The organism is Imperialibacter sp. (genome assembly GCF_048007035.1).
Classification (GTDB): Bacteria; Bacteroidota; Bacteroidia; order Cytophagales; family Cyclobacteriaceae; genus Imperialibacter.
On record NZ_CP180355.1, the window covers coordinates 2,663,183 to 2,687,151 of the forward strand.

Genomic DNA, 23,969 nt, shown 5'->3' on the forward strand with positions numbered 1-23,969 from the left:
CAATTAAGCATTACCACCAGCAGCTATTGCAGATGCATAAATCCTGATAATACCTCCTTTGCCAAATAGGCTTGCAATCAACTCCAAGACAGTTGATAATGGTAGCAAAAGGGCTATCAAAAGGTAGAGAGGAAGGCTTTTCTTATTTTTCAACGTGTAAATGATGTCTCCTTTATATCCAACCAGTCCCAGGCAAGTGCGCAGCATGCCCAGCAACCCAACGTGGAAGGAAAAATAGCTTATTTTTGTTGGGCGCAGCCCGGCCGCACCGACAACGGAAATAATAGAACTCTTATTAAAATGGTTAATATGGCGAGGCACATCCAGCTGTAGCCAGCTTTTGCCAGCCCAGATTGACTGCCAGCTATCCATATTGGGCACTTCGATAACTACCAATCCGTCAGGAGTAAGATTGTCTCTTACAAGGTTAGCAAGCAATTCTTTTGGTTTACTCAAGTGCTCCAAAACATGGAAAGAAGTGATCGCCGTGAAGGGAGCCCTGTCAAGTGTGCCTTTGGAATAGTAATCTGAATCGATTTCCAGGTGATAGTGTTTCCTTGCAAAATTAGCTCTGGGCAACGAGGTTTCTACCCCTTTGGTGCTGAAACCCTCAGCCTTACACAGCGATAAGAATTTGCCTTTGCCGGAACCAAAATCCAGCACAGAAATATCCGAATGGTACCTTTTTACTATTTCTTTCACAACCCTTTTATACTCGAAAGAAAGCAGTCGGTCGAAAACAGATTTTCTGTTGTCAATAACCTTGTATCGCTCATCCTGATATATTTCTTCTTCTAAAACATCGTCGCCAAAAAAGGTGTATCGGTGACCACAAGCGTCACAATCGACAATAGTAAAGCTTTCTGAAATTTTCATCCCATTCTGCAACTCAGCCTGGCCCGGCTTATTCTCACACATCGGACACTTCTCCTGTTTCATATGCGTACAGTGTTCATTCTTTGAAATAGCATTTTTTTTCGTCGCTCTAACGTTGAGACACTATAGCCCACCATCCACCAGGACACGAAAGCTATGTACAAGAAAATCTCCGCATTAGAAGTAAATAGTGGGAGTAGCAGACCTACCTTGACAGAAGCTGCAACGAATGGTATGATAGCATCCTCAGTGTTTCTGGAAAACCGATATGCTTTAAGCGAGTAGGTGATCGACAAAAAAAGCAATAAGCAATATAGGAAGAGTCCAAAAACACCCAACTGTACCCCAAATATGATAAACTGATTCTCCCCTCCAACCTTCACAGCATCGTCAACAGAGCTCGCATTGCCACTCATCGCCAAACCAATCCCCTGAGGATTAGCGATCATGCTTTCTATCCCCTGAAACCACTCTATCAGGTGGCCAATACTTGACGAGTTTTGGAACGTGATGGTGTCGTAAATAAAGTCCTGAAAATCCTTCGAGGCCCAGAAAACCACGTAAGCTACTGCCCCTATACCAAGCACGATCCCAACAAAAATTAACCTATATAACCGGAAAACGAATGCCAGAAAAAATAGTTGAATAAACAAAGCAGCAAGTGCTGCCCGTGAGAAAGAAAGGACAAGGCTTGTGATTACACAAGCCATTATAATCAAGTAAATGTATTTGTGAACAGGGTACTTTTCTCTCATATAGAGAATAAGGGCAAGAGGAAATGCCAATAGAACCGCTGCTGCAAGCTCAAGCGGCCCTGAAAAAAAAGACGCAAAACGTTTCGATCCGGACTGTGTTTCAAAAGTCCAGTTGAGATAATAGCTGCCTTCCGGATCTTTCTTGTTTATTGCCTCATTGAACCCTGCGAAGCCATTTAAGCTTTGAAAGTGGGTATAAGTAAAATACTCATAAAGGTTGAGTAAAAAAGCCAGGACAGCTATGCCAAGAATGATGTTGGTTATGGTTCCAAGCTTCACGTCCACCAACTTTGCATTACGTCCAAAAAAATACATAATGCCAAGGATAGCAATGTTCTTGTAATACATCAGCTTCTGAAGCAGGCCAGCTGAACCCATTGGCAAAAACACATAGAGCAGCCCAAGACCCAAAAAGGCAAGGAAAACATAGTCTATAAAAACCAAGCGAAATCGTAGCGAAAAAAAGTCTCTCTTAAACAGGAGGAATGAAATAATAGCAATAAGTACAATTAACTCCTTCGAAAGCTGAAAAAGACTAACGAGTAGCGCTGAGCCGGTTTGTTGAAAAACTAAGGAAAGGATGGTTGTATAAAATGGGAGGTAGAGGCACATAAAAATTATCAAATACTCCTCTTTCCCTTTCAAGAGTATTTCATTGATGGCTATAATGAGTACAGCGCATGCAGCCAAAAAAAAGATCAAAAATAAAATCATGCTGTCGCTCCCTTGCTATTCATTGTCTGTTCCTCGCTTAAAAACTTTGTTTAAGGAGTAGAAATGTAAAGTATCAGTTCGGATGCTCAATAAGTTAAAATAAAACTGCACGGTAAATATAAGCAGCTCTGTTAGAAGGAGCCCTGACGCCAACCCCAGCGCCCCGTAGCGATAGGACAGCCCGACGCATATTACCACCATCACACAAAACGAAACCCAGGTGCCTTTTACCAACACTTTCCTATTGTCGCTCACCAACACCAAAATCATATTGGCAATATTCAGGGAAGCAAAAAATGGAACAAAGGCTAGAATTTTCAATACTTTTATCGACTCTGTCAAATGTTCTCTAGCCAGCACCTCAACGATGATCGGAGAAAATAGAAAAGCTGCGAGTGAAACGAGGAGGCACGCAATCAGCGCCAGAATGTAGGATTTTCTTAAAAACGAGTTAAATTCTTGTTTATCAGTAACATAAAGCCTGCTAGCCCTGGGATAAATGGCCTGGATAACAATTGTCGGTACTATTCTCAAAACCCTGACCACTCTGTCCGCAAGACTGTATGCCCCAAGCATATAGTCAGTTACAAAAAAGCTAAGAATAATAATGCCGCTGTTAATTGAAATGTATCCAACTATCGACGACAAAAAGAGGTAGAAGTTGTCCGTTAAGGACACCCAAATCTCATGAAAAGAAACCCTTTTAAAAGAAATGCCCCAATATTTAACTATATAAATGAGCAATAGAGAATTGGCCCCAACGCCTGAGATGCCCAGCAAGAAATTTACAAGGAAACTCTCCTCCGGGCTCTTCACCAACCAGAAAATAAGGCCAAGATAAGTAACCTTGCTAACCAGGTTGCCAATAGACAATATGTGCATCTTTTCCAGGCCCTGAGCAAGCCAGTGGGGAAACAGTGCTTCGGCCAAAAGTACTGCAGCCGAAAAAAGAAGGATGGTGCTATTTCTATTGAATTCTCCCAGGTTTTGTGTGGCAAGAACAAGTAAAAGGCCAACGCCACCTGCAAGAACCAGCTTACTCAATAATACTCTTGAAAAAATTTTGGAGAGTTCTTCTTTGTCAGCAAAATTTATAGCGACTTCTCGTGGAGCACTTAGGTTGTAGCCGTAGCTGACAATAATATTTAGCGTGTACACAATAGAGAGCGACAAATCAACTAAGCCTAGCTGCTCTACACCAATGGCACCCACCACAAGTGGAATTGTGACGACAGATATAAGGATGTTGGATGCCTGTATAGAGAAAAGAAAGCCAAAGTTATGAACCTGCTTGTTACCCGATAGTCGCTTCAGCAGTCGCAAATAAGTCATTGGCTGTGGGCTTAATAAGCGGCGTTCTGCTCATCGGTCAATGCTGACCTTAACAAAAATTTGGACAGAAAGAACAAACAACACAGTACTCCTCCCAAAAAGGCCCCTATTATTAAGCCTTTGTACCATTTCCATTTGTTGTTTTCCAAATAGTTGAGTGGTTTATCAATAATCTGGATGAGAGGCTGCCTGTCCTGAAGACTTAACTTAGCCATCTCTAGACTTTTGACCATTTCACCGTATGCTGCAAGCGAGATTTGCAGCTCTATCTGCCTTTCCTGAAGAGGCACATTTCTGGTCTTATATAAAGAGTTTAAATTGAGGGCAACTTCCTGTGAAGCCGCAATGCCTACCATCGAAGCATTAATTGCCTCTTTTATGCTGTCCGCTTGATGTTGAAAAGTTTCAACCGTTTCTGCAGCCTTTCTAGTCCTGCTCAAATAATAAAAATCATTTACTACCCTCACCAGTTCCCTGTTAAAATTTTTGGCGAAGACGGGGTCTTTGAACATCGTCTTTACGCTAATAATATTGAGCCTTCTTGAAGGTTTTTCAACTACCACATAGCGCTTTTTTAACTCTTCGACAACTTCCAACAAAATACTGTCGTGTCTATGCGTGAACTGCTCTCGGGGTAGGTCAAAACTAATCCCGTCTAAGTAGGGTTTGGATGCCCACTTCTCATCCCATTCGAGCTCCCTGGCAAATGGATATATTAACTTCTCCATCTTACCTTCATGTTCAGCGTCAGTCAATACTGCATCAATTAGCATTCTTTTTGACTTATACAGCTCTAGGATGTTCTCGCCCTTGAAAAGATTCTCTTCATCACCGCCCAAGGCCCCAACATCAATGCCAACCGAACTGGCTAAACCCGAGAGTTGATCAAGTTTACTAGACTCCTCCAAAGCGAAAGTTGTTTCGGCTATATATGTCGGCCTCCTTAGCGTGTAAAGCAGACCCATAATTCCACCCAGTACAACGCACAACCCAACAATTTTCCAGTTGTGAAGGATGTAATTGATCAATCCCATTGTCCGATCAATTAACTCTCTCAATGAGATTTTATCTTCATGTGTAGCTCTGTGCTCGAGTTCCATAAAATCTATTTGAAAGTAATTTGACTAACCACCAAGGCAATAGTTGCCAACCCGGTGGCAACACCAATAAGATCTCCAGGCTTCAGAGGTATCTTCAGCGGTTTAACCGGTATTATAATCTCAGCTCCCGGCTCGACATTTGGATAGTTTCTTATAAACAAAAACCCTTTGGTCCTTGCCACCTCCCCGTTTGCATATACTACATATGTCCGTCCTTTTCTTGCCCGGCTGTCGAATCCACCGGCCCGGTCAATAAAATATTTAACAGACTTGCTGCGTTCATATCGTACCGTAGTTGGGTAAAGCACTCTGCCTCGCAATCTTACTGTCTGCAGTTGCTTTGGAATACTGATCACATCACCCTCTTCCAAAATCAAATCATACTTTGATCCCGGATTCGACAGAATCTCCTCCAGGTTGATCCCTATAATTTCGGTTTCCTTCAGCCCACCACCAGCCAAAAAAGGATTGGTAAGTCCCATTTCGGCGAGTCTCTCCCGTTTAGCGAAGCTGGAAAGGTCTTCATTAGAGGAAAGGTCGATTGCTTTCTCGTAGAGCTCTTCGTCAATCTTGTTGGACAAAAGGTTCTCAGACTCTGTACGGTCTTTCCGGCTCCCTTCGATATTCTCCTGCACCCCCTCCAGGCTTTTCATTTTTCGTGAAAGCTCAGGTTCTTCGTTGAAAAACTCTGTCCGGCGAATAAGTGTTGCCCCTTTAGGGTAGGCAAATTCTGAAAGTCCACCTGCTCGTTTGACAACGTCGGAGATCTTCTCATTCACATTCCTGATGGCATACTTGCCAGGATACAGCACTTCACCATCAATTTGGATAAACCTTTCAATACGATAGTTGGGGTTTCTCCTCACAACCACGTGGTCAAATGGTTCGAGCACCGTACCTGTGGAAGTCATGCCAAGGCTTTTATCGACCTGAATCACAATGATATCAGAGATGTCTTTAGAGTTGAGGTCTTTTACTCTTCTGGTAATCTCAATGTTCGATTCAGCCGCAGCTTCCCTCAATCCGTTCGCCTGGGCTATAAGATCCTCCACAGTCATTTTTTCAGAATAGGGGAACTCACCAGCCTGATTTACTTCTCCAGTAATTGTGACATAGTATTCCTCCTTGAGGTCATACTTAGAATAAATAGTGACAACATCCTCCCTTTGGATGACAATGTCTTCATTTTCTCCAGTCAAAACCTTCGCAAGATCGAACGATATCGTTTCCGTCGACAAATCATCCAGCGTTCTGGTAATTGTAGCCCTGGCTGTGTACGCCTCTCCGGTGGGCCCGTCTGCCCTTTTGATAAGCTCAGTCAAGGTTAGCCCGTCAGAAAGAGAATAAGAGCCGGCTCTGAAAACTGCACCCTTTATCTGCACCCTGTTAGCATAGCGGTCAAGGATTTTTCCAACCCTGTACACGTCCCCACTTTTCGGAGTGAATATTTCAAACTGGTCTTTGAAAACATCTGCCACCATTTTTTCGGTGTCATTGTTTCGGGTCACGTTTACCCGATCCTTGTAGCTTTGATCGGTGAAGCCTCCAGCGTAGTGTAGCACGTCTTTAAACGACTCATCGCCGCTTAACTCAAATACGCCAGGTCGTTTCACCTCCCCTTTAACTTCCACTCTGGAGGTATATGGATCAACAATGATCACGTCTTGCTCCTGAAGCAGGATATTATTTTCAGCTTTTCCTCCTATCAAAAAATCGTAGGCATCAACGCTGGCAATAAGCTTGTTTTTGCGGAAGACCTTTATGTTCCTGAAAGTTCCATTAGTTGTAATTCCTCCTGCCGCATATAAGGCGTTGAAAACTGTGGAAAGTGAGCTCAATGTGTAGGTACCCGGCAACCTCAACTCACCCACCATGTTCACCTTAATAGTACGCACCAAGCCTAAAGAAACATTGATGAAAGTATTGGGTATCGCTCCCTTAAGGCCTGTATAGGCTACGGCTAGTTTGTCGGTAATCTGCTTTTTAGCCTGATCTATCGTCTGGCCACTCACTGAGATCGGTCCAAAGTTGGCGATGACGAGCTTGCCTTCTGCATTAACCCTTGCTTCAAAGTATTGCTCTGAAGCACCGTAAATATCTATGAAGAGAACATCGCCGGGGCCTAGCACATAATTTTGTGGCGTAGGCATGTTCAGGCTGGGCTCGAAGGTCAGCTTGAGGCTTTCATTGTTAAAAAGTGAATAGCCAAAAATACGCTCTTCTAGCGGGGCCTCTTCTTCATTTTCCGCCTGCTTCTTTGGCCCCATAATTTTATCCCAATCATGCTGCCCTCTTATCTGGCTGCTTGGATACGATTTCCCATCACTCACCCGAGCCGAGCTGATTTTATTGACCCTGCCTGAGAGTTTGTTTACCTCAGCAGCAGAAAGTCCCTGACTCTGTGCCAACTGTAGCATCTGGTCAGGCGAGTACCCCATTGACGTACCCTTGCTCATTAGCTCGACTATCTGAGCATCAGAGAGGTTGTCAACATTGATAGTCGAAAGATCAGGAATTGCCTGACTACTTGCCTTTGGAGATAGGCCAATAAAAATGGCCAGAAACAAAACGGTTAAGAGACGGTATTTTGCGTTCGAAAAGGTCATGATACCCTTTTGCTTAGTCTGGTTTCGAGAAATAAAGCGCAAGATAGGATAATTAATTAGCTTACTAAATAGGAATACAGCCCTGACAACGAAGGCGACAGGATAGTTGGTGTGCTGTGAAAATAAAAAAGAGAACCTGTTAGTCCTCTTTTTTTGCTTTTGCTATGAAAAAGTTATTGAGCAATATCTCTTTATTGTACCTAAGCGGCTCATTTGTTTTGTTGTCTATCACCGATCCACCTGCTGCCTCCAGCACTGCCTGCGCTGCGGCTGTGTCCCATTCCATGGTAGGGCCAAAACGTGGATAAACGTCGGCGCCGCCTTCCGCAAGCACCATAAACTTCAGCGAGCTGCCCATCGATACTATCTCAGGCTTATCGTATTGGCTGATAAACTCAAGCGTTTCGTCGCTCATGTGAGAACGGCTGGCCACCACTCGTACGGGGCCGGAGTATCCAGATGATTTTCCGCCATCAAGCTGGATCGTCTCACCTTTTTCTTCCAGAAAAGCTCCCTGGCCAATAATACCCCAATGCAACTTTTCCTGCACAGGTGTGTACACCACGCCAGCCACTAGCTCCGTTTTGTTAACAAGGGCTATGTTGACTGTAAATTCACCGTTTCTCTTTATGAACTCCTTTGTGCCATCGAGAGGATCAACCAGCCAGAAATAACCCCAGCCTGATCTTTCGCTGAAACCTATCCCTTTGCCTTCTTCACTCAACACCGGGATACCGGTGTTCTCAAGGTGTTTCATGATCACGTCATGAGCTGCCTTGTCGGCCTTCGTAAGCGGTGAATTATCTCCTTTGGTTTCTACGCCAAAATCTTCTGTGTCGTAAATTTTGAGAATAGCCTTTCCCCCTTCGATGGCAGCTTGTTTGGCTTTACCTATCAGGCTGTTAATTTTAGTTTGCTCCATCAGATGATCATCCCCGCTGCGACAGTTTCGTTGGTAGCCTCGTCAACCAAAATGATACTGCCAGTATTCCTGTTTCTTCTGTAAGAATCCACCAAAAGCGGTTTGGTCGTCCTGAGTTGAACCCTGGCTATTTCATTGGACTTGATGTCTTTGTCCTCCTCCATTCGGTGCAGTGTGTTGATGTCCACTTTGTATTGTACCTCTTTAATGATCGCTTTCACCTCATTACTGGTATGAAATAAAGTATACTTAGCCCTGGGTAGGGGGCCTTTATTATTCATCCAGCAAAGCATTACATCTATATCCTGCACTGCCTTGGGTTGATTGTTGTCCCGAACGATCATATCCCCTCGGCTGATGTCAATATCGTCTTCCAGCGTCAATGTCACCGACATAGGAGGAAACGCTTCTGCGATCGGGCCATCTGCCGTATCGATAGATTTGATTTTTGAGGTGAGGCCCGAAGGCAAGACTGTAACTGAATCTCCAGGCTTGAAAATGCCACCAGATACCCTACCTGCATAGCCTCTGTAGTCATGATACTCGTCAGAATGTGGTCGGATAACCGTTTGCACCGGGAAACGGCAGTCGATGTGATTTTCATCACTGGCGATGTGAATTGTTTCAAGCTCATGAAGTAACGTACCACCGTGGAACCACGGGGTTTTCTCCGACTTGTTCACCACGTTGTCGCCATGAAGCGCACTAATGGGAATAAACCTGATGTCTTTCACGTCAAGTTTGGCTGCAAAGTCTTCATACTGCTTCACTACCCTGTCGTAGGCTTCCTCAGAGTAATCTACCAGATCCATTTTGTTCACACACACAATAATGTGGGGGATTTGCAGGAGGGAAGCAATGAAGCTGTGGCGGCAAGTCTGCTCAATCACCCCTTTTCGGGCATCTACCAGAATAAGTGCCAGGTTGGCGGTCGATGCGCCAGTCACCATGTTACGGGTGTACTGAATATGCCCGGGCGTATCGGCAATAATAAATTTCCTTTTTGGTGTAGCAAAGTACCTGTAGGCTACATCTATGGTGATTCCCTGCTCTCGTTCATCCTTCAAGCCGTCGGTCAAGAGCGAAAGATCCACGTGACCAAGACCCTTTTTCTTACTGGAGTTCTCCACTGAAAGCAGCTGGTCTTCAAAAATCGATTTTGAGTCAAAAAGCAACCTTCCTATCAAGGTGCTTTTCCCGTCGTCCACACTTCCGGCTGTAGTAAACCGGAGCAGTTCCATGTCCAAATATCCGTCTGACATTATCTTCTAATTAAAAATAGCCTTCTTTCTTTCTGTCTTCCATAGCGGTTTCAGATCGTTTGTCATCCGATCTGTTGCCTCTTTCAGTTTGCCTTAGCGCCGACACCTCAAATACGATCTTCTCCAGCGTGTCAGCATCAGATTCTATGCCGCCGGTGATAGTGATATCGCCCAGCGTTCTGAACCTGATCTTCTTCTTTTCAATTTTTTCCCCTTCACGAAGCTGCGTGAATTCTGACTTGGGCAGCCATGTGCCGTCACGCCTGATTACCTCTCTTTCATGGGCAATATAGAGCGACGGTATATCGATGTTTTCTGACAAAATATATTGCCAAACGTCCATCTCAGTCCAGTTGCTTATCGGGAACACCCTGAAGTGTTCTCCCTGGTTTTTCTTGCCGTTGAAGAGGTTCCAAAGCTCCGGCCGCTGATTTTTTGGATCCCACTGGCCAAATTCATCTCTATGTGAGAAAAAACGCTCCTTGGCACGTGCCTTTTCTTCGTCTCTTCTGGCACCTCCCATCAGGGCATCAAATTTATTTTCCTCGATGGAGTCCAGCAGGGTTGTAATCTGCAGCCAGTTGCGGCTCGCATTTTTTCCGGTTTCTTCACGAACCCGACCGGCATCTATAGACTTCTGCACAGATGCAACAACTAAATTCACTCCCAGTTCTTTTACCAGATTGTCCCTAAAGTCAATCGTTTCAGGGAAATTGTGACCCGTGTCGATGTGAACGAGGGGAAATGGGATTTTGGCCGGCCAGAAAGCCTTCCGGGCCAAATGGGTAACCACTATGGAGTCTTTCCCTCCGGAGAAAAGTATCCCGGGGTTTTCAAATTGAGCAAAAACCTCTCTGATGATAAAGATGGATTCTGCTTCCAGTTCCTTCAGGTGAGTAAGATTGTACCTCGCCATTAACTTTTAATTTTTTTCAAAACTACTTCCAAAATCTTTTTTGTGCACACTTCCAGCGACTCTTCGTTGGTTTTTACTACTACATCTGCATTTTTGGGTTGCTCGAAAGGTGAGTCGATCCCGGTAAAATTTTTGATTTTCCCTTCTCTGGCCTTTTTATAAAGTCCTTTCACATCTCTTTGCTCGCACACTTCCAGAGGGCAGTCGACAAACACTTCTATAAAGTTATCCGCCCCAGCCAGGTCTTTGGCTTGCTTCCGGTCATCAATAAACGGCGAGATAAATGCCGTGAGTACAATAGTGCCCGAATCGATGAAAAGCTTCGACACTTCACCAATGCGGCGGATATTCTCTTTGCGTGCCTCATTACCAAAATCCAGGTCTTTGTTGAGACCCGACCGAATATTGTCACCGTCGAGAATATAAGTATTGAGCCCCTGGGTAAATAAGGCTTTCTCTACCTCGCTGGCCAGCGTTGACTTGCCAGAACCCGACAAGCCAGTTAACCAAACCAGCACGGGTCGGTAGCCATTTCGCTCTACTCTGTCAACATGAGTGATACTGTGCTTGTGCGGAATTATATTTTCTGAAACCGAATCAGCAGACATATTTGAAGCCGGAAAAATGAATTAACTATATTCTCTATTGGGTTAGTATAGAATTGAGGCACAAAGATAATTGAAGGTTTCCCGAAAACAAGATGAAAACCCCCATAAACCAATAAAGGGCAGTGAAGGCCCTCTATCAATGCTTATCAATGTAAATGCGTTACAATCTTCGAAGGAGTATGTCTCCACTGATCGACTTGAGCTGAAGGTTCTTCCCTCCGTTGTTCAGTTTGGCGTCCAGCTTTACGCCAACCATCTCATTCAACCCTTTCCCACCATCAAGGTATTCGAACGTCAAGTCGCTATAGATGTCGCCAGAAATAGTTGACGCCTTCAACGAAATGTTTTGAGAGGCTGGCAGCTTAATGTCCACATCTCCGGAAATGGTCTCAAGAGACAGCTCACCACCGTCAAAAGTGGTTTGAATGTCGGCGCTGATGCTTTTCACACCAATATCGACCCCTTTTGGTAACCACACCTCCACTGTCATAGTGGGGGTGGAGCAGTAGCAGTTTTCACGACCGCCTCTTTGCTTTTTCCAGTAGTCTTCAAACTGTTGTTTCTTCATGTAGATGCTCACCGCCGAGGTAGTATTGTCTACGCTGATCGTAAACTCAGGAGTGGGCCAGTCTTCTTTTTCCTCCACACTTAAAACTGCCTTTGCTTCCTGCTGATCCCAGTGATTAATTTTAATCACCGACGAGAAATCAAACTCCAGGTATATCTTCTGGCCTGCTTTCACTGGGCTACTCGCCTCGGTGGTGTATTGGGCCAGGAGGGAGGTCACGCTTCCCAGAAGCATGACCAAACCCATTGCTATGGCTTTCATGGCTGAATTATTTTTTCCTTAGAAAAATATCACCACTTACTGCCCGGAGCGATATCTCCACGCCGCCACCGTTGAAGGTTGGGTTGGCATTCATGCCTCCCCACGACTTGAGACCTTCCTTTTCAGCAAACTTCAAATCCAGGTCAGTATAGATTTCACCGGAAACCACGCTCAGCTTAAAGTTAACTTTGGCATCGGAGGGCATGGTAATATCAATATCGCCGCTCGTGGCTGCCAGTGAAGTGGGTTTGGTGGCATTCAGCTTGCCGAAAACAACGTTTATGTCACCACTTACCGTATTTGCTACAATAGGGCCTGACACATCAGTCAGGATAATGTCAGAGTTTTTCGACTGTACGTTGATTTCGCCACTAAGGCCTTTGACTACAAAGTCACCTCCTCCGTGCCATGATTCTTGCTCATAGGAGAGCCCCATCGCCGTTGGCATTTTGATGATGTAGTCAGAGTCGCTGGCCGCCTTGCCCGCCCCTGAAAGCGAGATGACATTTCCTTCTGTCTTGATATTTAATCCTATCTCCGTGTTGTCGGGCCCGGTAGCTGAAAGCGGCTTCAGTCCTTTCGCTTTTTCAGGAATCCCCTCGTAGTCAAGGGCGGTAATGACCAGTTCCGTACCGGAATAAGCCTCAAAAGTAATATCGGTTTGAAGGTTTGACACTTTTAGGGTGTACTGCTCCGGAGAGCCTGGAACCTTAAATTTGAATTCCTTGGTTTGGCCTTCTCTTTCACCGAAGGGGCGCAGGTCTCTTCTATCAACCCTAGCCAGTGCCTTCGACGCCACTTCCTGAGATTTTGCCGGAAGCTGGCTAACCATCGTCAGAGCCAGCACAGCTGTAAATAATTTGATTGTTTTCATTGTCTTTTATGTTTTATGCTTATCAATTATTGAATGCTTTATATCAAAACTTCTATCCCCAACTGGGCTTGTTTTCTCACTTCAGGTAGTGTCTCTGTGTTGTCAATCAGCGATTTCAACTTGTTCACCGCACTCTTTTCTTCGAGTTCCACCATCATGTTGATGAGTGAAATTTGAACAATCGGCTCCGTCTGAAATTCCAGGGAGCGAACCAGCTCGGCTCTCACGGTGCTGTTGACAGTCGCAAACTTCTGCAAAGCATTGGCTGCCGCCAGCCGCACATTGGGGCTGGCATCGGTATTCAGTGTGGTCACCAGTGCTTCGATGAGTTTCGGGTCAACCTTGTTGTAGCTTTCCACCTGGCTTACGGCTTGTATCCGCTCGCTTGGATATTGCGCCTTCAGGTTCGCCAGCATGAGCATTTCCTTTATTTCGCTAATCTCTTCCTTCATTTCGGCGACCTGATTGTTGTCGGCGACCGGAGCATCGTCTTTGTTTCCCCACCAGTAGCCCAATGCCAGCAGCATTACCGCCGCCGCCACCCTCGACATGGCTTGCCAGGAGAAGAAAAAGACCTGCCTTACTTTCGGACTTGAATGCAAGCCTTTCTTCTCCTCCTCAATCATGGCAAACACATCCTTTTTGAGTTTTTGGCCTGGTTGAACTGGCTTCACCAGAGAAAACTCTTGTTCCAGCTGCAATTCCTGCTCATAGGCCTGTCTACAACTTGCACACTCATCAAGGTGAAGCTTCACTGACTCCTCCTGATTTTTTGAAAGCATTCCGCCGATGTACTCCGGCAAAAGCTCCTCGATGTGTTTGTTAGTTTTCTGCATGATCAAAATATATTTCTCTCAGTTGCTGGATGGCCCTGTGCATTTGCACTTTGATGTTGCCAACCGTCGTATTCCTTATTTCTGCTATCTCTTCGTACTTCATTCCTTCCAGTTTACCAAGCACAATCAGCTCCCTCTTTTCCTCCGGCATTTTGTCGAGCGCCTGGAAAAGTACCGACTCCCGCTCCCTGGTTATTTCGTCCTCCTCATCGCTATGATGCAGGTCGGCGACATTCTCCACTTTCTTAAAGTCGTCGGTGAGCTGCTTGTTCTTCCGGTAGTGATCGTGGTGCACATTGCGGGCCATTTGATACACCCAGGTTTTGAATTTATACTCAGGGTTGAATGACTTGCGGTACTTCATCAGCCGCATGAACACGTTCTGCACCAAATCGTCACTTACATCCTGATCGAATGTCATGCGGAGAAAGAAATTGTACAGCCTCACCTGATACCGTTCAAACAGGTCCTTCAGATAGTCCAGGTCATCGTTTTGCACCTGAATCATCAGCCACTCGTCCGTTATCATCTCCACAGTTTTGGTCAGGCGATTTTGCAAGCTTTTCCGATCGATTTGGTTTGGTTACCAAAAAAGGTACGGAAGGTTACAGGAGGGAAAAAGATTTATTTGGGAAAGTTGGAAACACCCGACTTGGGGATATAAGAAAAATAGGAATAGATTGATATGAAGGAATTTGCAGCGGGTGGCGGTTGGGAGTTGTGTCTTTGCATCAAAGAAAAATAGCTATTCAAATAAAGGGATCAATTGCCATGGCTTTGGCCGGTGTGAAGACACACCGTTAAACTAGATATGTATTTAGTTTAGCTTGCTGTCCTTCCCTATCATTCTAGCCTAACAGTCCTGATTTCCAGGCTGCTCCTGAGTTTGACACGCTGAAATTGAAAAAGTGCCCATACACAGCGCAATGGCACTTTTTCAATTTCAGCGTGTCAAACTCAGGAAAAAGATCGACAAGAAAGAGAAGAAAAGCTTCGTAAGGCTGAATTGTTGCTCAAAAACCCAACGCAACTCAAAAAGAAGGCCCATCACTACTACCTCAAAAATACCGAAGGGGAAAAGTATGTGGTTGATACTGAAAAAATCAAACGAAGCGAAAAGTATGACGGCTTCCTTGCCATCGCCTACCACGCCAAAGGACTCTCCCATGAACAGGTGCTGGATCACTACCACCATCTATACCAGATAGAGCATAGCTTCCGTACCTTCAAAGGCTATCTGGAAACCCGCCCGATGTTCCACTGGACCAATAAGCGTATCCAGGGTCACATTTGTCTGTGCTATATCGCCTATAGCATGCTAAACCATTTACAACTTCGGCTAACCAAACAAGGCACCCCACTTACAGAGCAAACCATCCGAACCCACTTGTCCAAAATGCAAGTCAGCCTTGTCAAACAAGCCGATCAATACTTCTACCTGCGCTCCAAGACCTCTGAAATCTCACAGCAATTACTACAAGCAGTGGCTGAAAAGAACCTCCCAGACCTTTTTCATAAGGATCAGATAATCAAATACTTATAAAATCTTGTATATCGAAAGCAATTTTTTAATTACTTATATATCAGATACTTAACTCAAAATCGTGTCAAACTCAGGGGACGGAGTCTCGTACCAATAGGAATAAACACAAAGAGCCCTTCCAGCAATGTGAGGGCTTTTCATTTCCACGGCTTAGCCCGGCTGGAAGCGGCGCCAATCTCCAGCAGATAGTCAGAAAGGTTTTCACCATCATGCACCACCCACCCCCATCGCCCTCGTTTGAGCGATGCGGAAACGGGGGTGTAGTGAGACTTGCGCTTGTAGCGCATACATACAGCCCTAAGCCACCGCTAATGCCCTGGCCCAGCCGGAGTCTCATGCCTTTGCTAATAGCGACTTATTTTTCCACCTCATACACCTTCTTCCCCTCAAACATCGTCCACAGCACCTGCGTGGCCTTCAGCGAGTCAGGGCTCACCGTGAGCACGTCCCGGTCGAGCAGGATAAAATCGGCCGATTTGCCAATTGCCAACGAGCCAATGCGGTGCTCCATCATCAGGGCTTTGGCCGCTTCGGAGGTGTAAGCATAAAGCATGGCCATCCTCGGCATGCGTTGGCTGGCGTCGAGCACGCCAAGGGCACCTTTTCTCGTTTCTGCGTAATACATGGCTTCAAAAGGGTTAGCGGTAGACACGGGCCAATCGCTGGCACCGCATATAGTGGCCCCCGCCTGCAGCATCGACCGCACCGGATACATCCATAGGTAAATCGATGGATCCACATATGGCTTCACAATGTCAATGGTGGTTTCGTCGCCCAGGGCCCAAAGTAGCTGAAAGGAGGCCAGCACATTCAAGTCAGCAAAACGGTCGAAGTCAGCAGGCTGCACAAACTGCAGGTGGGTAATGGTGTGGGGCAAGGCCATGCTTTTGTTGGCCTTCCTCATGGCCTCAAAGCCATTGAGGGTTTCCGTCACCGCCAGGTCGCCAATGGCATGCACATGCACCAGCAGGTTTTCCTTGTCGGCCAGGGTAGCAAACCGGGCAAATTTCTGCGGATCCATCATCATCACCCCCTTTGATTGTGTGCTGGTATACGGCAGCGACAGGGCCGCTGTGTGGGTGGGGTGCTCCACCACCCCATCGGCAAAAACCTTGAAGCCCAGAACCTGCAGGTTGTTGCCATTATACTGTTGTTGCAGGGCCTTTACAGCAGCCATCTGAGGTATCGGGTCGGCATTCACCTCCGCCACCACCGTAGCGGCTATATGGGCGGTGAGCTGGCCCTGTTGCTCCAGACGCTGGTACCAGGCCAGCATATTGTCGTGAGGGCCGGGCAGCCTGGCAGCGGAGGGGTCGAGAAAGGCAGTAATGCCAAACCCATTGTTGTACTCCATGGCTTTGATAGCCCCCAGGCTGAAGTCGGTGTCGGGCTCCAGCACGGCCTCAATTTTGTGCTGACCATCTTCAGAAACAAACCCATTGCTTTCCCCGTCGGCAGCCACACCGAAATATTTTTTCTCGTCGCCCGTTAGCGATGCCAGGAAGGCTTTGGTCACGCCCGCCCGTTTCAGCATCGCTTTGTTGGCCCAGGCGGTATGCCAGTCGGAGCCCCGCAGAAACACCGGCTGGGTTTTGAACTCACCGCTATTGAAAAGCTTGATCACCCTGTCCAGCGCTTTCCAGGTGCTGATGTTCAGGCCATAAATCACCAGCACATCCCCGGTCATGCCTTCTTTTTTCTTTAGCGTTTCAAGGGCAAACTGGTGGATTTGGTCAACGTCCAGAAACAGGTCGTTCACATTTGCCTTGGTCAGCCCCATACCCCCGTCAATGCCGTGGTTGTGGCTGTCGACCAGCCCGGGCATCACAAAGCCGCCTTGGAGATCAATCCACTCGGCTTGGTCGCCCACTTTTGCTTTCACCTGTTCGTAGTTGCCCACCGCTACAATGGTTTTTCCTTTCACGGCCAGGGCGTTAGCGTAAGGCTGCTGCGGATTGGCAGTGAATATTTTGGCGTTAAAATACACCTGCTCCTGGGCCTGGCCATTTAAAAAGCAAGTCAGCAGAAGGAAAAGGCCGAAGTATTTCATAGAAAATGTGGTTTGGGGGTAAAGGCAAGATAGGGAAAGTCGGCAGTATTTTCCGGCTGACGTACGGGCTCTTTTGTGTTTGCACCTCCTTTTTACAGAACACACAAGCCTAAGTCTTGCTGATGAGCGGGAGCAGCTTGTCGAAGAATGATCGCCGGGACTTTGGGCAACCTGGTTGGAAACATTTTCCTGTGAGCTCCAATTGGGAAACGGAGAACCTTAACGAACCTACATTTTCCGAATCACAATTTCCACCCGCCTGTTCAGGCTTCGGCCTTCGTCGGTTTCATTGTCAGTTTTTGGCTTGGTATCGCCGTAGCCTTTCGCCGTCGCCCGGCCCGACAAGCCCTTTGTTTGCAAATAGTCAATCACCGCCTGCGACCTTTCCTGCGACAACTTGAGGTTGTAGTCGGCAGTGCCCGTGTTGTCGGTATGCCCCGCTATTTCAATTTCCATTTTGGGGTGGGCCTGGAGCAGCTTGATGATTCTGTCGAGCTCTGCAAAGGACTCTTTCTGCAAAACAGCCTCATTGGTATTGAAGAAAATATTGTTGAGTCTTACCGAAGCGCCCACATTGATGGGCGCCAGCAGCAGATTTTGCTGCAGCTCTGCGTACATGTTGATGTCGCTGGCGTTCAGGTTGGCACTTTCAGGAATATACCCTTCTCTTTCAGCGTTGAACCCATAAACACCACCCGCTGGCAAAATGATCGTATAGCGGCCGGTCACAGGATGCGATGAAGCCTGCCCAAGCTCTTTTCCCACATCTTCCAGCGAAAAATACTTGATTTGTGCCTCAATCGGCTGGCCTGTAGAGGCGTCGAGCACAATGCCGGTCACCAGCACCACTGGCTTGGGCCGGGCTGATGCTGGCAGGGGGATTCTGAAAATGTCGCTGTTACCCATCGAATGCTGCACCGATGCCAGGTAGGCATATTCGCCCCGGGCGTCGAGTGTATAGTTGGCCTCCCAGGTATTGGTGTTGATGTCAGGCCCCAGGTTTTCCGGTTCGGTCCATTTTGTCCAGGTGTCGTCGAGGCGTCGGCTCACAAATATGTCGGCACTGCCGTAGCCGGGATGGCCATATGATGAAAAGTAGAGTGTTTCGTTGTCGGCGGCGATGAAAGGGGAGAAATCCATAGCAAATGAATTCACTTCCTGGCCCATGTGGGCAGGGGCTGACCAGGTGTTGTCGCTTTTAAGAAAAGAGCAATACAGATCCATGTCTCCTTTGGTGTCGTTTCTTTCCAGCGCCATCACCAGCACATTCTGGTTGGGCGACAGGCAGTAATCAACAAAGTCGGCATTGTTGTAGTAATCATTGATCACCAGGTTTTCAGGTATACTCCAGCCAGTGGGGCTTCTTTTGGTGAGCGACACGCCGCCACCAAGGTTCCTGCCGTCGGGCAGGTAGGTGTTGGCTACCAGCAGGTTGTTGCCATCCGGGGCGGCAGAAATCACGAAGTTGTTGCCACTGTTGTTGAGCGGCGCCCCAATATTTTGCAACTCCGCCCACTCGCCCACAGAGTCTTTCTCCGAAAACCATATGTCGTCCTTCTTCAGGCTGCCAAAGTTCTTAGGATGCTCTCCCCGGGCCACATACAACGTGGCGCCGTCAGCAGAAATAACAACGCCTTTTTCGGAATACTGAGAGTTAATTTTCGAGCCGAGGTTTTCCTTTACCGTGTTGGCAATGGCGCTTTCAGCCTGCCTGATCTCAGGAGTTTCCTGATATACGTTGAACTCGTAAACTTTTACAGACACCTGGCCTCTGAGATGAAACCCCAAATAGGTGCCCTGAAACGGGGTGAATTTTGCCTGCGCCAACAACTGACCATTAAACTCAAAGAAAATCTCGTCGCCGGTTTTTCTTACCACAATGGTATGCTTTTTAGCCTCCTCGAGTGGAGTAGGCAGGAAGTCGGGCCGCAGAATGGGTGTTACCTTTTTCTTTTTGAACGTGTAGATATGAAAAAAGCCATTTTGGCTAATGTCCATTGCCTGGTAATTGCTGTACTCGTCGGCACCCCACACCAGGCCGAAGCTGCCATTCCTGAAGTTTCTTACCTCCACTATCGTCTCCAGCTTGAAGTCTTTGGAGGGGTCGAGCTGAAAATGCTTCTGATTGAAAAACCCGATGTCGCCATCAGCCACATCCATATACATGGCCCCTTTGGCAATCATGCTTTTGGCATAAGGCCGTTCAAACAGCGACCAGCCATTTCTGTTGTCTTCAAATACTTCGTGTAAGGCAGGAGTCTCTTGCGCTTTCACGCCATGGCAATAGCATAGGAGAGAAAAAAGCCCAGCAACTAATATGCGATGTCTATTCATTGGAAACACTATGGAGCCACTGCTCCGCTTCAGATAGCTGTTCAAAAAGTTTAAACTCAAAGTCTTTGACCCTGGTTCCCAAATCTACGGCAGAAAACCGAGTAATAAACTTAGAAGAATGCACATGCGCCATATATCTTAAGCCATTGGCAACACTTTCTCTCATGCGTCCTTTTTCCAGCTCGTCGTTAAGAGCCACCCAGTTCGCCTCAAAATGGGTATTGTCGTTCAGTAGCTTGGAGCAACCGGTTGTTTTCAGGAGGGCGGAGTACAGCGACGACCCCTTCGAGATATACGCCATAGAAACACTGCCATACCAGGTGCACCTTATCCAGCCATTTTCAGGCTCGTAGCCAATTTCCAGGTACTTGACGCCTTCGTCTGTGGTGATTATTTCCATTCAGGGTGCTCTTAGTGTGGTACAACTTCAACATACCATTTGCCTTTACTAAAGACGAATGAAATTATAGAAAAGGTGCAGGCCAATAGTTGAATGTAGTAAAAAAGGCCACCCTTGGCCCATCTTTCGACGGAAGGCGCATGGGAATTACTGCGTCAATCATCCAGCAGTCGTCATAAGGGGGGTATTTCTGGAGCGACAACGACACCATATAGCTATGCACCTCGCCTTCACTGTCTTCGATGAGTACCAGAAACTCTGCCTCGCTTTTTTCCTGAAAGTGAGTGCGGATTTCAAAGTGCCTGCAATTAATCAGGGGCCTGAAGTTTTCGTTGTGCACCATGATGTTGAATCGCTCAATAGGCCCTGTGTTTTCTTTGTTAGTGGGTGAGGCAAAGTTCCAGGCGATCTCTATGCCGTGATCCAGCTCCGGCGAGTCGTTTTGTTGCAAGGCCAGAAAGTTGATATGAACTACTTCCTGCGGACTCAGCGCCGGATGCGGCAACTCCCGGGGAGCACAACCAACAAACACAGCCAGTATCAGAAGGTAAACTAATCTCATATGTAACAAGCCTACATTAATTTTGGCATTCCCAAAAGGCGGCATCCGACTTTTAGTCGTTCAACAAACCGGCTTTTACCTTGAAGCCGGACTTAACACTCAGATCTACATCTTCAGAAATCACTTTGTCGGTTACTGCTTTTACCCTCAGCGAATAAGTGTCCTGAACGATGTACTCCTTAAAATCCTCTCCTGAGGTGGTCAGCGAAAGTGTGTTGCCCACATTGTCAGGAATATTCTCTGCACTGGCAAGTAATTTTTCATCAAGCCCATCGGCATTGATATAAACGTGCAGCGACGACAAGAAACTAAGATCCCGATCCTCCGGGGCGTTCACACTAATATCGACATTTTCCAGATAAATTTCTTTCACTAGCTTTTTGCTCGTGTTGTTGCCGCTAAACTGCGATTCGGAATCGGTAGAAATAGGTGGCGTAAGAATATCGAGAGGAAGGTTGATGCCAAGAGAAGAAGGCACCGTTACTTCCGAGGTGTACGACATTTTAAAAGTGACAAGGTCGTTGAGCTTGTTGCAGCCTGAGATGAAGGCTATAAGGCACATGGCGAGACTTGCAGTAATGATACGGTTGGAAATATTCATAGCTGATAACACAATTGATTGATATATTGATAACGAATAGAACTAGCGAACCAACATGATTTTTACATTGCTGGCATTGGCCCTGGCCCCGGGCATAGCCATTATTTTGTTTATCTACCTCAAAGACAAGCACGAAAAAGAGCCAAAAGGGCTTTTGCTCAGGGCCTTTCTTTTTGGCATACTCAGCCTGGTGCTCACACTGGTAGTTTCGGCTATTGCTGACAAGTTTGTGTCTCTCGATCACTCCAGTGCTGAAGACCTGGCACTTTATGCATTCGGCATGGTAGCACTTATTGAGGAAGGAAGCAAATATCTTTTTGTAAGGTACTTCCTTTATCCACATAAAGAATTCAACGAGCCGTTCGATGGTATTATTTACGCAGTGATGGTGAGTATGGGATTTGCTACGGTGGAAAACCTTTTCTACGTGTTTGAGGGCGGTGTAAGCATTGCCATCATGCGAATGTTTACCGCTGTGCCGGCACATGCCACTTTTGCTGTGCTCATGGGGTTCTTTTTGGGTAAAGCGAAGTTTCAACACAAAAAAGCAGCTTTCGGCCTTATTGGACTGGGGGCTGCCACCATTTTGCACGGCGCCTACGACTATTTTCTTTTCATGGACCACGTGCCCGGCATTTGGCTGGGTGCGGTTGTTTCTCTGGTTGTCGGGCTTTATCTGTCAAAGCGAGCCATAAAAATGCATCAGGAGGTTTCGCCTTTCAAACCACTTACAGGGCTTTAGTTGTTGACTACCACAAAGAAGCGTCGTAAATTTTAACATGAATATTCCTGAAGCCACCAAATTGAAGATACATCAGCTGATTGCTGACGGTAAAAAGCTGGAAGCGGTTAAGTACGTGAAGGAACAATTTGGGTTGGCGCTTAAGGATGCACTAAAACTTGTAGAGGCCCTGGAGAAAGAGGTGCCGCTTTCGGGGGATGGCTATCAAAAGGGATCTTTTGCCCGCAGCAGTTTTTCCGGGCCCGACAAGGTCTTCTACATTCTTTCCAGGGTATTTTTGGGTGTGGCAATTCTTCTGTTTGCTATCGGTGGCACTATTGCTTACGACACCAACGAGGAACTGAACCATGCCCTGCAATTGCAGGGGAGGGTAGCGGAATTTGCCTACGGTTCCGATGGAGGCTCCATACCCGTAGTGGAATTTACCCACAAGGGCAAAAAACAAAGAGTGCAGGGCTCGGTAGCGTCCACTCCGCCGGCCTACGATATCGGCGAGCCGGTAACAGTATTTGTGATTGCCGATGAGGGCTACGAAAAGATAAGGATCGACGGCATTTTTGAGCTATGGATAGGGCCCATTATCCTCACCTTTATTGGCACTATCTTCCTTTTTATCGGAGGCGGCATGTACGCCGTCAGCAGATAGTTTTATTCAGTGCTCTTTCGCTAAGACATCTCACTACCCTTGCCTGGTGCCCCTTAAGGGCCCTTCAATGCTATTAAGTTAAGAGGTTCCGTTGTGCCAATTCTATTTTTACCCCAAACCCTAAAGGGCGCATGAATTACTATTAGCGGCCCTTTAGGGATTAAGGGTAAAATGCTCTTAACTTAATAGCATTGCGGGGCCCTACCAATGATTATTGTATTACCCTCTAAGCCAGGGGTAAATGAAATTTGGAGGCCGAATCTCTTAACTAAACGAAGCAGAATTTCACTCTCCATTAAACCTTTTCTGTGTTCGTGAATCTAATTAGAAAACGAAAAATATGAAAAGGATCATGATTACTTTCATTGGTGTAATGGTAGCAGCTACCACACTAATGGCACAGGAAGAACAGAGCTCCGCAAAAACAGAAAAACGTACTCAAAAAACACCCGAAGAAAGAGCGAAGGAAATGACCACCCGGCTAAAGGAAGAGCTTAACCTCACCGATCAGCAATCGGAAGAGCTCTACGCTATTCATTTGAAATATGCCGAAGAGCGCAAGGGCGTGATGGATGCTGGCAAAGAAGATCGGGAAGCCCAAAGAACTGAGATCAAAAGCATAAATGACAAGCAAAAAGCAGAGATGAAGAGCGTTCTAACCGAGGAGCAGATGGCCAAGCTCGATCAATTGCAGGAAGAAAGGGCACACAGAAGGGGCGACAGACCTGAAAGAGGCCAAAGGCGCAGGGGCAGAGGGTAAAGCTGTCGGTTAGTAGGTGACCTGAATGTCTTTTATCTCCATTTGGTAAAAACCGGCATTGCGAGTGCTGGCGAGCCAGGTGCCCTCATAGTTTTGCCAATTCTCCCAGCTGAACTTTACTCCCCCAACGGGGATAATTTTTACCCAGAGCTTCCACGCTCTGGGTTTGAAATTTTCATCCAGCAGCCAGAGGTAGCTATCGCCCGGGGTAACTCCACCAGAAGTATAGGTAACCAGAAGTGCCGATCCGTCGGGTGTTTCTACCGGTCGCCGTTCAGTGCCCGGGTCTCTCACTTTGAATGGCGCCACCAGCCAGAAGGAGTCGTTGGCAAAATAGGTCCATGCTTTTTGAATTGCCTCATGCAGCTCGTCGCCTTCAAGAGGTTTCCCTTTTTCAGAAGCGGAACCCTCAAAGGTATCCGGGGAAAACTCTACCTCTATGTCTCCCCATGTCACAGTAACGATGTTGTCTGGTTTGTTCCAAACATAATGATGCCTTCCGGCAAAAGTCCACGAAAGTGTTTTGATCTGCTGATAGGCATCATAGTCGATAGCAGCCAGCATTTTATCGGCCAGAGCCTCTGCCTCCGGACCTTGTTCACCCTCGGGTAAAGGATCACTAGCTATCCAGGCAGCACCAGGTCCCAGCAATACCAAACAGAACAAAACAATCCCTGCAATCTTCAACACCTTTATCATAG

General features: G+C 46.7%; 24 protein-coding genes. 4 read left to right on the forward strand and 20 right to left on the reverse strand.

Annotated features, from left to right (window positions below; all coding sequences use genetic code 11):
• Nucleotides 1-3: 3 nt before the first annotated feature.
• From ACMVP2_RS11440 to ACMVP2_RS11500, 13 genes are all read right to left on the reverse strand, one after another.
• The gene (locus ACMVP2_RS11440) at nucleotides 4-939 is read right to left on the reverse strand and encodes a class I SAM-dependent methyltransferase (protein ID WP_416867779.1); all 936 of its coding nucleotides are present in this window, start codon (nucleotides 937-939) and stop codon (nucleotides 4-6) included.
• Nucleotides 936-2,345, reverse strand: a complete 1,410-nt coding sequence (locus ACMVP2_RS11445) for an O-antigen ligase domain-containing protein (RefSeq protein WP_416867780.1) — start codon at nucleotides 2,343-2,345, stop codon at nucleotides 936-938. The genes ACMVP2_RS11440 and ACMVP2_RS11445 overlap by 4 nt, the downstream gene beginning before the upstream one ends.
• A 15-nt stretch (nucleotides 2,346-2,360) precedes the next feature.
• Complete coding sequence (locus ACMVP2_RS11450) at nucleotides 2,361-3,677, reverse strand: oligosaccharide flippase family protein (RefSeq protein ID WP_416867781.1); 1,317 nt, start codon at nucleotides 3,675-3,677, stop codon at nucleotides 2,361-2,363.
• Nucleotides 3,678-3,688: 11 nt separating this feature from the next.
• A complete protein-coding gene (locus tag ACMVP2_RS11455) occupies nucleotides 3,689-4,777 on the reverse strand; it encodes an exopolysaccharide biosynthesis protein (RefSeq protein WP_416867782.1) in 1,089 nt (362 codons plus the stop codon).
• A 5-nt stretch (nucleotides 4,778-4,782) separates the two neighbouring features.
• On the reverse strand, nucleotides 4,783-7,383 hold the full coding sequence (locus tag ACMVP2_RS11460; RefSeq protein WP_416867783.1) for an SLBB domain-containing protein: 2,601 nt from the start codon (nucleotides 7,381-7,383) through the stop codon (nucleotides 4,783-4,785).
• Nucleotides 7,384-7,522: 139 nt separating this feature from the next.
• A complete protein-coding gene (gene cysQ / locus ACMVP2_RS11465) occupies nucleotides 7,523-8,305 on the reverse strand; it encodes a 3'(2'),5'-bisphosphate nucleotidase CysQ (protein ID WP_416867784.1) in 783 nt (260 codons plus the stop codon).
• Nucleotides 8,305-9,567, reverse strand: coding sequence for a sulfate adenylyltransferase subunit CysN (gene cysN / locus ACMVP2_RS11470; protein ID WP_416867785.1), 1,263 nt, complete (start codon nucleotides 9,565-9,567; stop codon nucleotides 8,305-8,307). The genes cysQ and cysN overlap by 1 nt, the downstream gene beginning before the upstream one ends.
• 10 nt (nucleotides 9,568-9,577) lie before the next feature.
• The gene (cysD, locus tag ACMVP2_RS11475) at nucleotides 9,578-10,483 is read right to left on the reverse strand and encodes a sulfate adenylyltransferase subunit CysD (protein ID WP_152001311.1); all 906 of its coding nucleotides are present in this window, start codon (nucleotides 10,481-10,483) and stop codon (nucleotides 9,578-9,580) included.
• Nucleotides 10,483-11,091, reverse strand: a complete 609-nt coding sequence (cysC, locus tag ACMVP2_RS11480) for an adenylyl-sulfate kinase (protein ID WP_416867786.1) — start codon at nucleotides 11,089-11,091, stop codon at nucleotides 10,483-10,485. The genes cysD and cysC overlap by 1 nt, the downstream gene beginning before the upstream one ends.
• 160 nt (nucleotides 11,092-11,251) lie before the next feature.
• On the reverse strand, nucleotides 11,252-11,920 hold the full coding sequence (locus ACMVP2_RS11485; protein WP_416867787.1) for a DUF4097 family beta strand repeat-containing protein: 669 nt from the start codon (nucleotides 11,918-11,920) through the stop codon (nucleotides 11,252-11,254).
• 7 nt (nucleotides 11,921-11,927) lie between these two features.
• Entirely contained in the window at nucleotides 11,928-12,794 is an 867-nt protein-coding gene (locus tag ACMVP2_RS11490; protein WP_416867788.1) for a DUF4097 family beta strand repeat-containing protein, read from the reverse strand.
• Nucleotides 12,795-12,832: 38 nt separating this feature from the next.
• The gene (locus ACMVP2_RS11495; protein ID WP_416867789.1) at nucleotides 12,833-13,630 is read right to left on the reverse strand and encodes a zf-HC2 domain-containing protein; all 798 of its coding nucleotides are present in this window, start codon (nucleotides 13,628-13,630) and stop codon (nucleotides 12,833-12,835) included.
• On the reverse strand, nucleotides 13,617-14,159 hold the full coding sequence (locus ACMVP2_RS11500; RefSeq protein ID WP_317489052.1) for a sigma-70 family RNA polymerase sigma factor: 543 nt from the start codon (nucleotides 14,157-14,159) through the stop codon (nucleotides 13,617-13,619). The genes ACMVP2_RS11495 and ACMVP2_RS11500 overlap by 14 nt, the downstream gene beginning before the upstream one ends.
• A gap of 477 nt (nucleotides 14,160-14,636) precedes the next feature.
• Between ACMVP2_RS11500 and ACMVP2_RS11505 the strand changes: the two genes are divergently transcribed.
• Entirely contained in the window at nucleotides 14,637-15,173 is a 537-nt protein-coding gene (locus ACMVP2_RS11505; protein WP_416867790.1) for a hypothetical protein, read from the forward strand.
• 137 nt (nucleotides 15,174-15,310) lie between these two features.
• Here ACMVP2_RS11505 and ACMVP2_RS11510 read toward each other — a convergent pair whose 3' ends face one another.
• The 6 genes from ACMVP2_RS11510 to ACMVP2_RS11535 form a co-directional block, all read right to left on the reverse strand.
• A complete protein-coding gene (locus ACMVP2_RS11510) occupies nucleotides 15,311-15,460 on the reverse strand; it encodes a hypothetical protein (protein WP_416867791.1) in 150 nt (49 codons plus the stop codon).
• Between the two features lie 68 nt (nucleotides 15,461-15,528).
• Nucleotides 15,529-17,223, reverse strand: a complete 1,695-nt coding sequence (locus tag ACMVP2_RS11515) for an amidohydrolase (RefSeq protein WP_416867792.1) — start codon at nucleotides 17,221-17,223, stop codon at nucleotides 15,529-15,531.
• 228 nt (nucleotides 17,224-17,451) lie between these two features.
• The gene (locus tag ACMVP2_RS11520; protein ID WP_416867793.1) at nucleotides 17,452-19,557 is read right to left on the reverse strand and encodes an OmpA family protein; all 2,106 of its coding nucleotides are present in this window, start codon (nucleotides 19,555-19,557) and stop codon (nucleotides 17,452-17,454) included.
• Nucleotides 19,550-19,957 carry a hypothetical protein gene (locus tag ACMVP2_RS11525; RefSeq protein ID WP_416867794.1) on the reverse strand — a complete coding sequence of 136 codons (408 nt, stop codon included), beginning with the start codon at nucleotides 19,955-19,957 and terminating at the stop codon, nucleotides 19,550-19,552. The genes ACMVP2_RS11520 and ACMVP2_RS11525 overlap by 8 nt, the downstream gene beginning before the upstream one ends.
• A 64-nt stretch (nucleotides 19,958-20,021) precedes the next feature.
• The gene (locus ACMVP2_RS11530) at nucleotides 20,022-20,519 is read right to left on the reverse strand and encodes a hypothetical protein (RefSeq protein WP_416867795.1); all 498 of its coding nucleotides are present in this window, start codon (nucleotides 20,517-20,519) and stop codon (nucleotides 20,022-20,024) included.
• 52 nt (nucleotides 20,520-20,571) lie between these two features.
• Nucleotides 20,572-21,120: a hypothetical protein gene (locus ACMVP2_RS11535; RefSeq protein WP_416867796.1), complete on the reverse strand. Its 549-nt coding sequence runs from the start codon at nucleotides 21,118-21,120 to the stop codon at nucleotides 20,572-20,574.
• A 55-nt stretch (nucleotides 21,121-21,175) separates the two neighbouring features.
• Here ACMVP2_RS11535 and ACMVP2_RS11540 point away from each other — a divergent pair, with 55 nt between their 5' ends.
• The 3 genes from ACMVP2_RS11540 to ACMVP2_RS11550 all read left to right on the forward strand — a co-directional run bounded on the left by ACMVP2_RS11540 (nucleotide 21,176) and on the right by ACMVP2_RS11550 (nucleotide 23,268).
• Nucleotides 21,176-21,862, forward strand: a complete 687-nt coding sequence (locus ACMVP2_RS11540) for a YhfC family glutamic-type intramembrane protease (RefSeq protein WP_416867797.1) — start codon at nucleotides 21,176-21,178, stop codon at nucleotides 21,860-21,862.
• 37 nt (nucleotides 21,863-21,899) lie between these two features.
• Nucleotides 21,900-22,508 carry a DUF3592 domain-containing protein gene (locus ACMVP2_RS11545; RefSeq protein ID WP_416867798.1) on the forward strand — a complete coding sequence of 203 codons (609 nt, stop codon included), beginning with the start codon at nucleotides 21,900-21,902 and terminating at the stop codon, nucleotides 22,506-22,508.
• Between the two features lie 340 nt (nucleotides 22,509-22,848).
• Nucleotides 22,849-23,268 carry a hypothetical protein gene (locus ACMVP2_RS11550; protein ID WP_416867799.1) on the forward strand — a complete coding sequence of 140 codons (420 nt, stop codon included), beginning with the start codon at nucleotides 22,849-22,851 and terminating at the stop codon, nucleotides 23,266-23,268.
• 9 nt (nucleotides 23,269-23,277) lie between these two features.
• Here the strand turns inward: ACMVP2_RS11550 and ACMVP2_RS11555 are convergent, their stop codons facing one another.
• Nucleotides 23,278-23,967, reverse strand: a complete 690-nt coding sequence (locus ACMVP2_RS11555; RefSeq protein WP_416867800.1) for a hypothetical protein — start codon at nucleotides 23,965-23,967, stop codon at nucleotides 23,278-23,280.
• Nucleotides 23,968-23,969 lie beyond the last annotated feature (2 nt).

Coding starts and splice junctions, on each gene's coding strand:
- ACMVP2_RS11440 (WP_416867779.1), bottom strand. CDS start 939: ATGAAACAGGAGAAGTGTCCGATGTGTGAGAATAAGCCGGGCCAGGCT.
- ACMVP2_RS11445 (WP_416867780.1), bottom strand. CDS start 2,345: ATGATTTTATTTTTGATCTTTTTTTTGGCTGCATGCGCTGTACTCATT.
- ACMVP2_RS11450 (WP_416867781.1), bottom strand. CDS start 3,677: ATGACTTATTTGCGACTGCTGAAGCGACTATCGGGTAACAAGCAGGTT.
- ACMVP2_RS11455 (WP_416867782.1), bottom strand. CDS start 4,777: ATGGAACTCGAGCACAGAGCTACACATGAAGATAAAATCTCATTGAGA.
- ACMVP2_RS11460 (WP_416867783.1), bottom strand. CDS start 7,383: ATGACCTTTTCGAACGCAAAATACCGTCTCTTAACCGTTTTGTTTCTG.
- cysQ (WP_416867784.1), bottom strand. CDS start 8,305: ATGGAGCAAACTAAAATTAACAGCCTGATAGGTAAAGCCAAACAAGCT.
- cysN (WP_416867785.1), bottom strand. CDS start 9,567: ATGTCAGACGGATATTTGGACATGGAACTGCTCCGGTTTACTACAGCC.
- cysD (WP_152001311.1), bottom strand. CDS start 10,483: ATGGCGAGGTACAATCTTACTCACCTGAAGGAACTGGAAGCAGAATCC.
- cysC (WP_416867786.1), bottom strand. CDS start 11,091: ATGTCTGCTGATTCGGTTTCAGAAAATATAATTCCGCACAAGCACAGT.
- ACMVP2_RS11485 (WP_416867787.1), bottom strand. CDS start 11,920: ATGAAAGCCATAGCAATGGGTTTGGTCATGCTTCTGGGAAGCGTGACC.
- ACMVP2_RS11490 (WP_416867788.1), bottom strand. CDS start 12,794: ATGAAAACAATCAAATTATTTACAGCTGTGCTGGCTCTGACGATGGTT.
- ACMVP2_RS11495 (WP_416867789.1), bottom strand. CDS start 13,630: ATGCAGAAAACTAACAAACACATCGAGGAGCTTTTGCCGGAGTACATC.
- ACMVP2_RS11500 (WP_317489052.1), bottom strand. CDS start 14,159: ATGATAACGGACGAGTGGCTGATGATTCAGGTGCAAAACGATGACCTG.
- ACMVP2_RS11510 (WP_416867791.1), bottom strand. CDS start 15,460: ATGCGCTACAAGCGCAAGTCTCACTACACCCCCGTTTCCGCATCGCTC.
- ACMVP2_RS11515 (WP_416867792.1), bottom strand. CDS start 17,223: ATGAAATACTTCGGCCTTTTCCTTCTGCTGACTTGCTTTTTAAATGGC.
- ACMVP2_RS11520 (WP_416867793.1), bottom strand. CDS start 19,557: ATGAATAGACATCGCATATTAGTTGCTGGGCTTTTTTCTCTCCTATGC.
- ACMVP2_RS11525 (WP_416867794.1), bottom strand. CDS start 19,957: ATGGAAATAATCACCACAGACGAAGGCGTCAAGTACCTGGAAATTGGC.
- ACMVP2_RS11530 (WP_416867795.1), bottom strand. CDS start 20,519: ATGAGATTAGTTTACCTTCTGATACTGGCTGTGTTTGTTGGTTGTGCT.
- ACMVP2_RS11535 (WP_416867796.1), bottom strand. CDS start 21,120: ATGAATATTTCCAACCGTATCATTACTGCAAGTCTCGCCATGTGCCTT.
- ACMVP2_RS11540 (WP_416867797.1), top strand. CDS start 21,176: ATGATTTTTACATTGCTGGCATTGGCCCTGGCCCCGGGCATAGCCATT.
- ACMVP2_RS11545 (WP_416867798.1), top strand. CDS start 21,900: ATGAATATTCCTGAAGCCACCAAATTGAAGATACATCAGCTGATTGCT.
- ACMVP2_RS11550 (WP_416867799.1), top strand. CDS start 22,849: ATGAAAAGGATCATGATTACTTTCATTGGTGTAATGGTAGCAGCTACC.
- ACMVP2_RS11555 (WP_416867800.1), bottom strand. CDS start 23,967: ATGATAAAGGTGTTGAAGATTGCAGGGATTGTTTTGTTCTGTTTGGTA.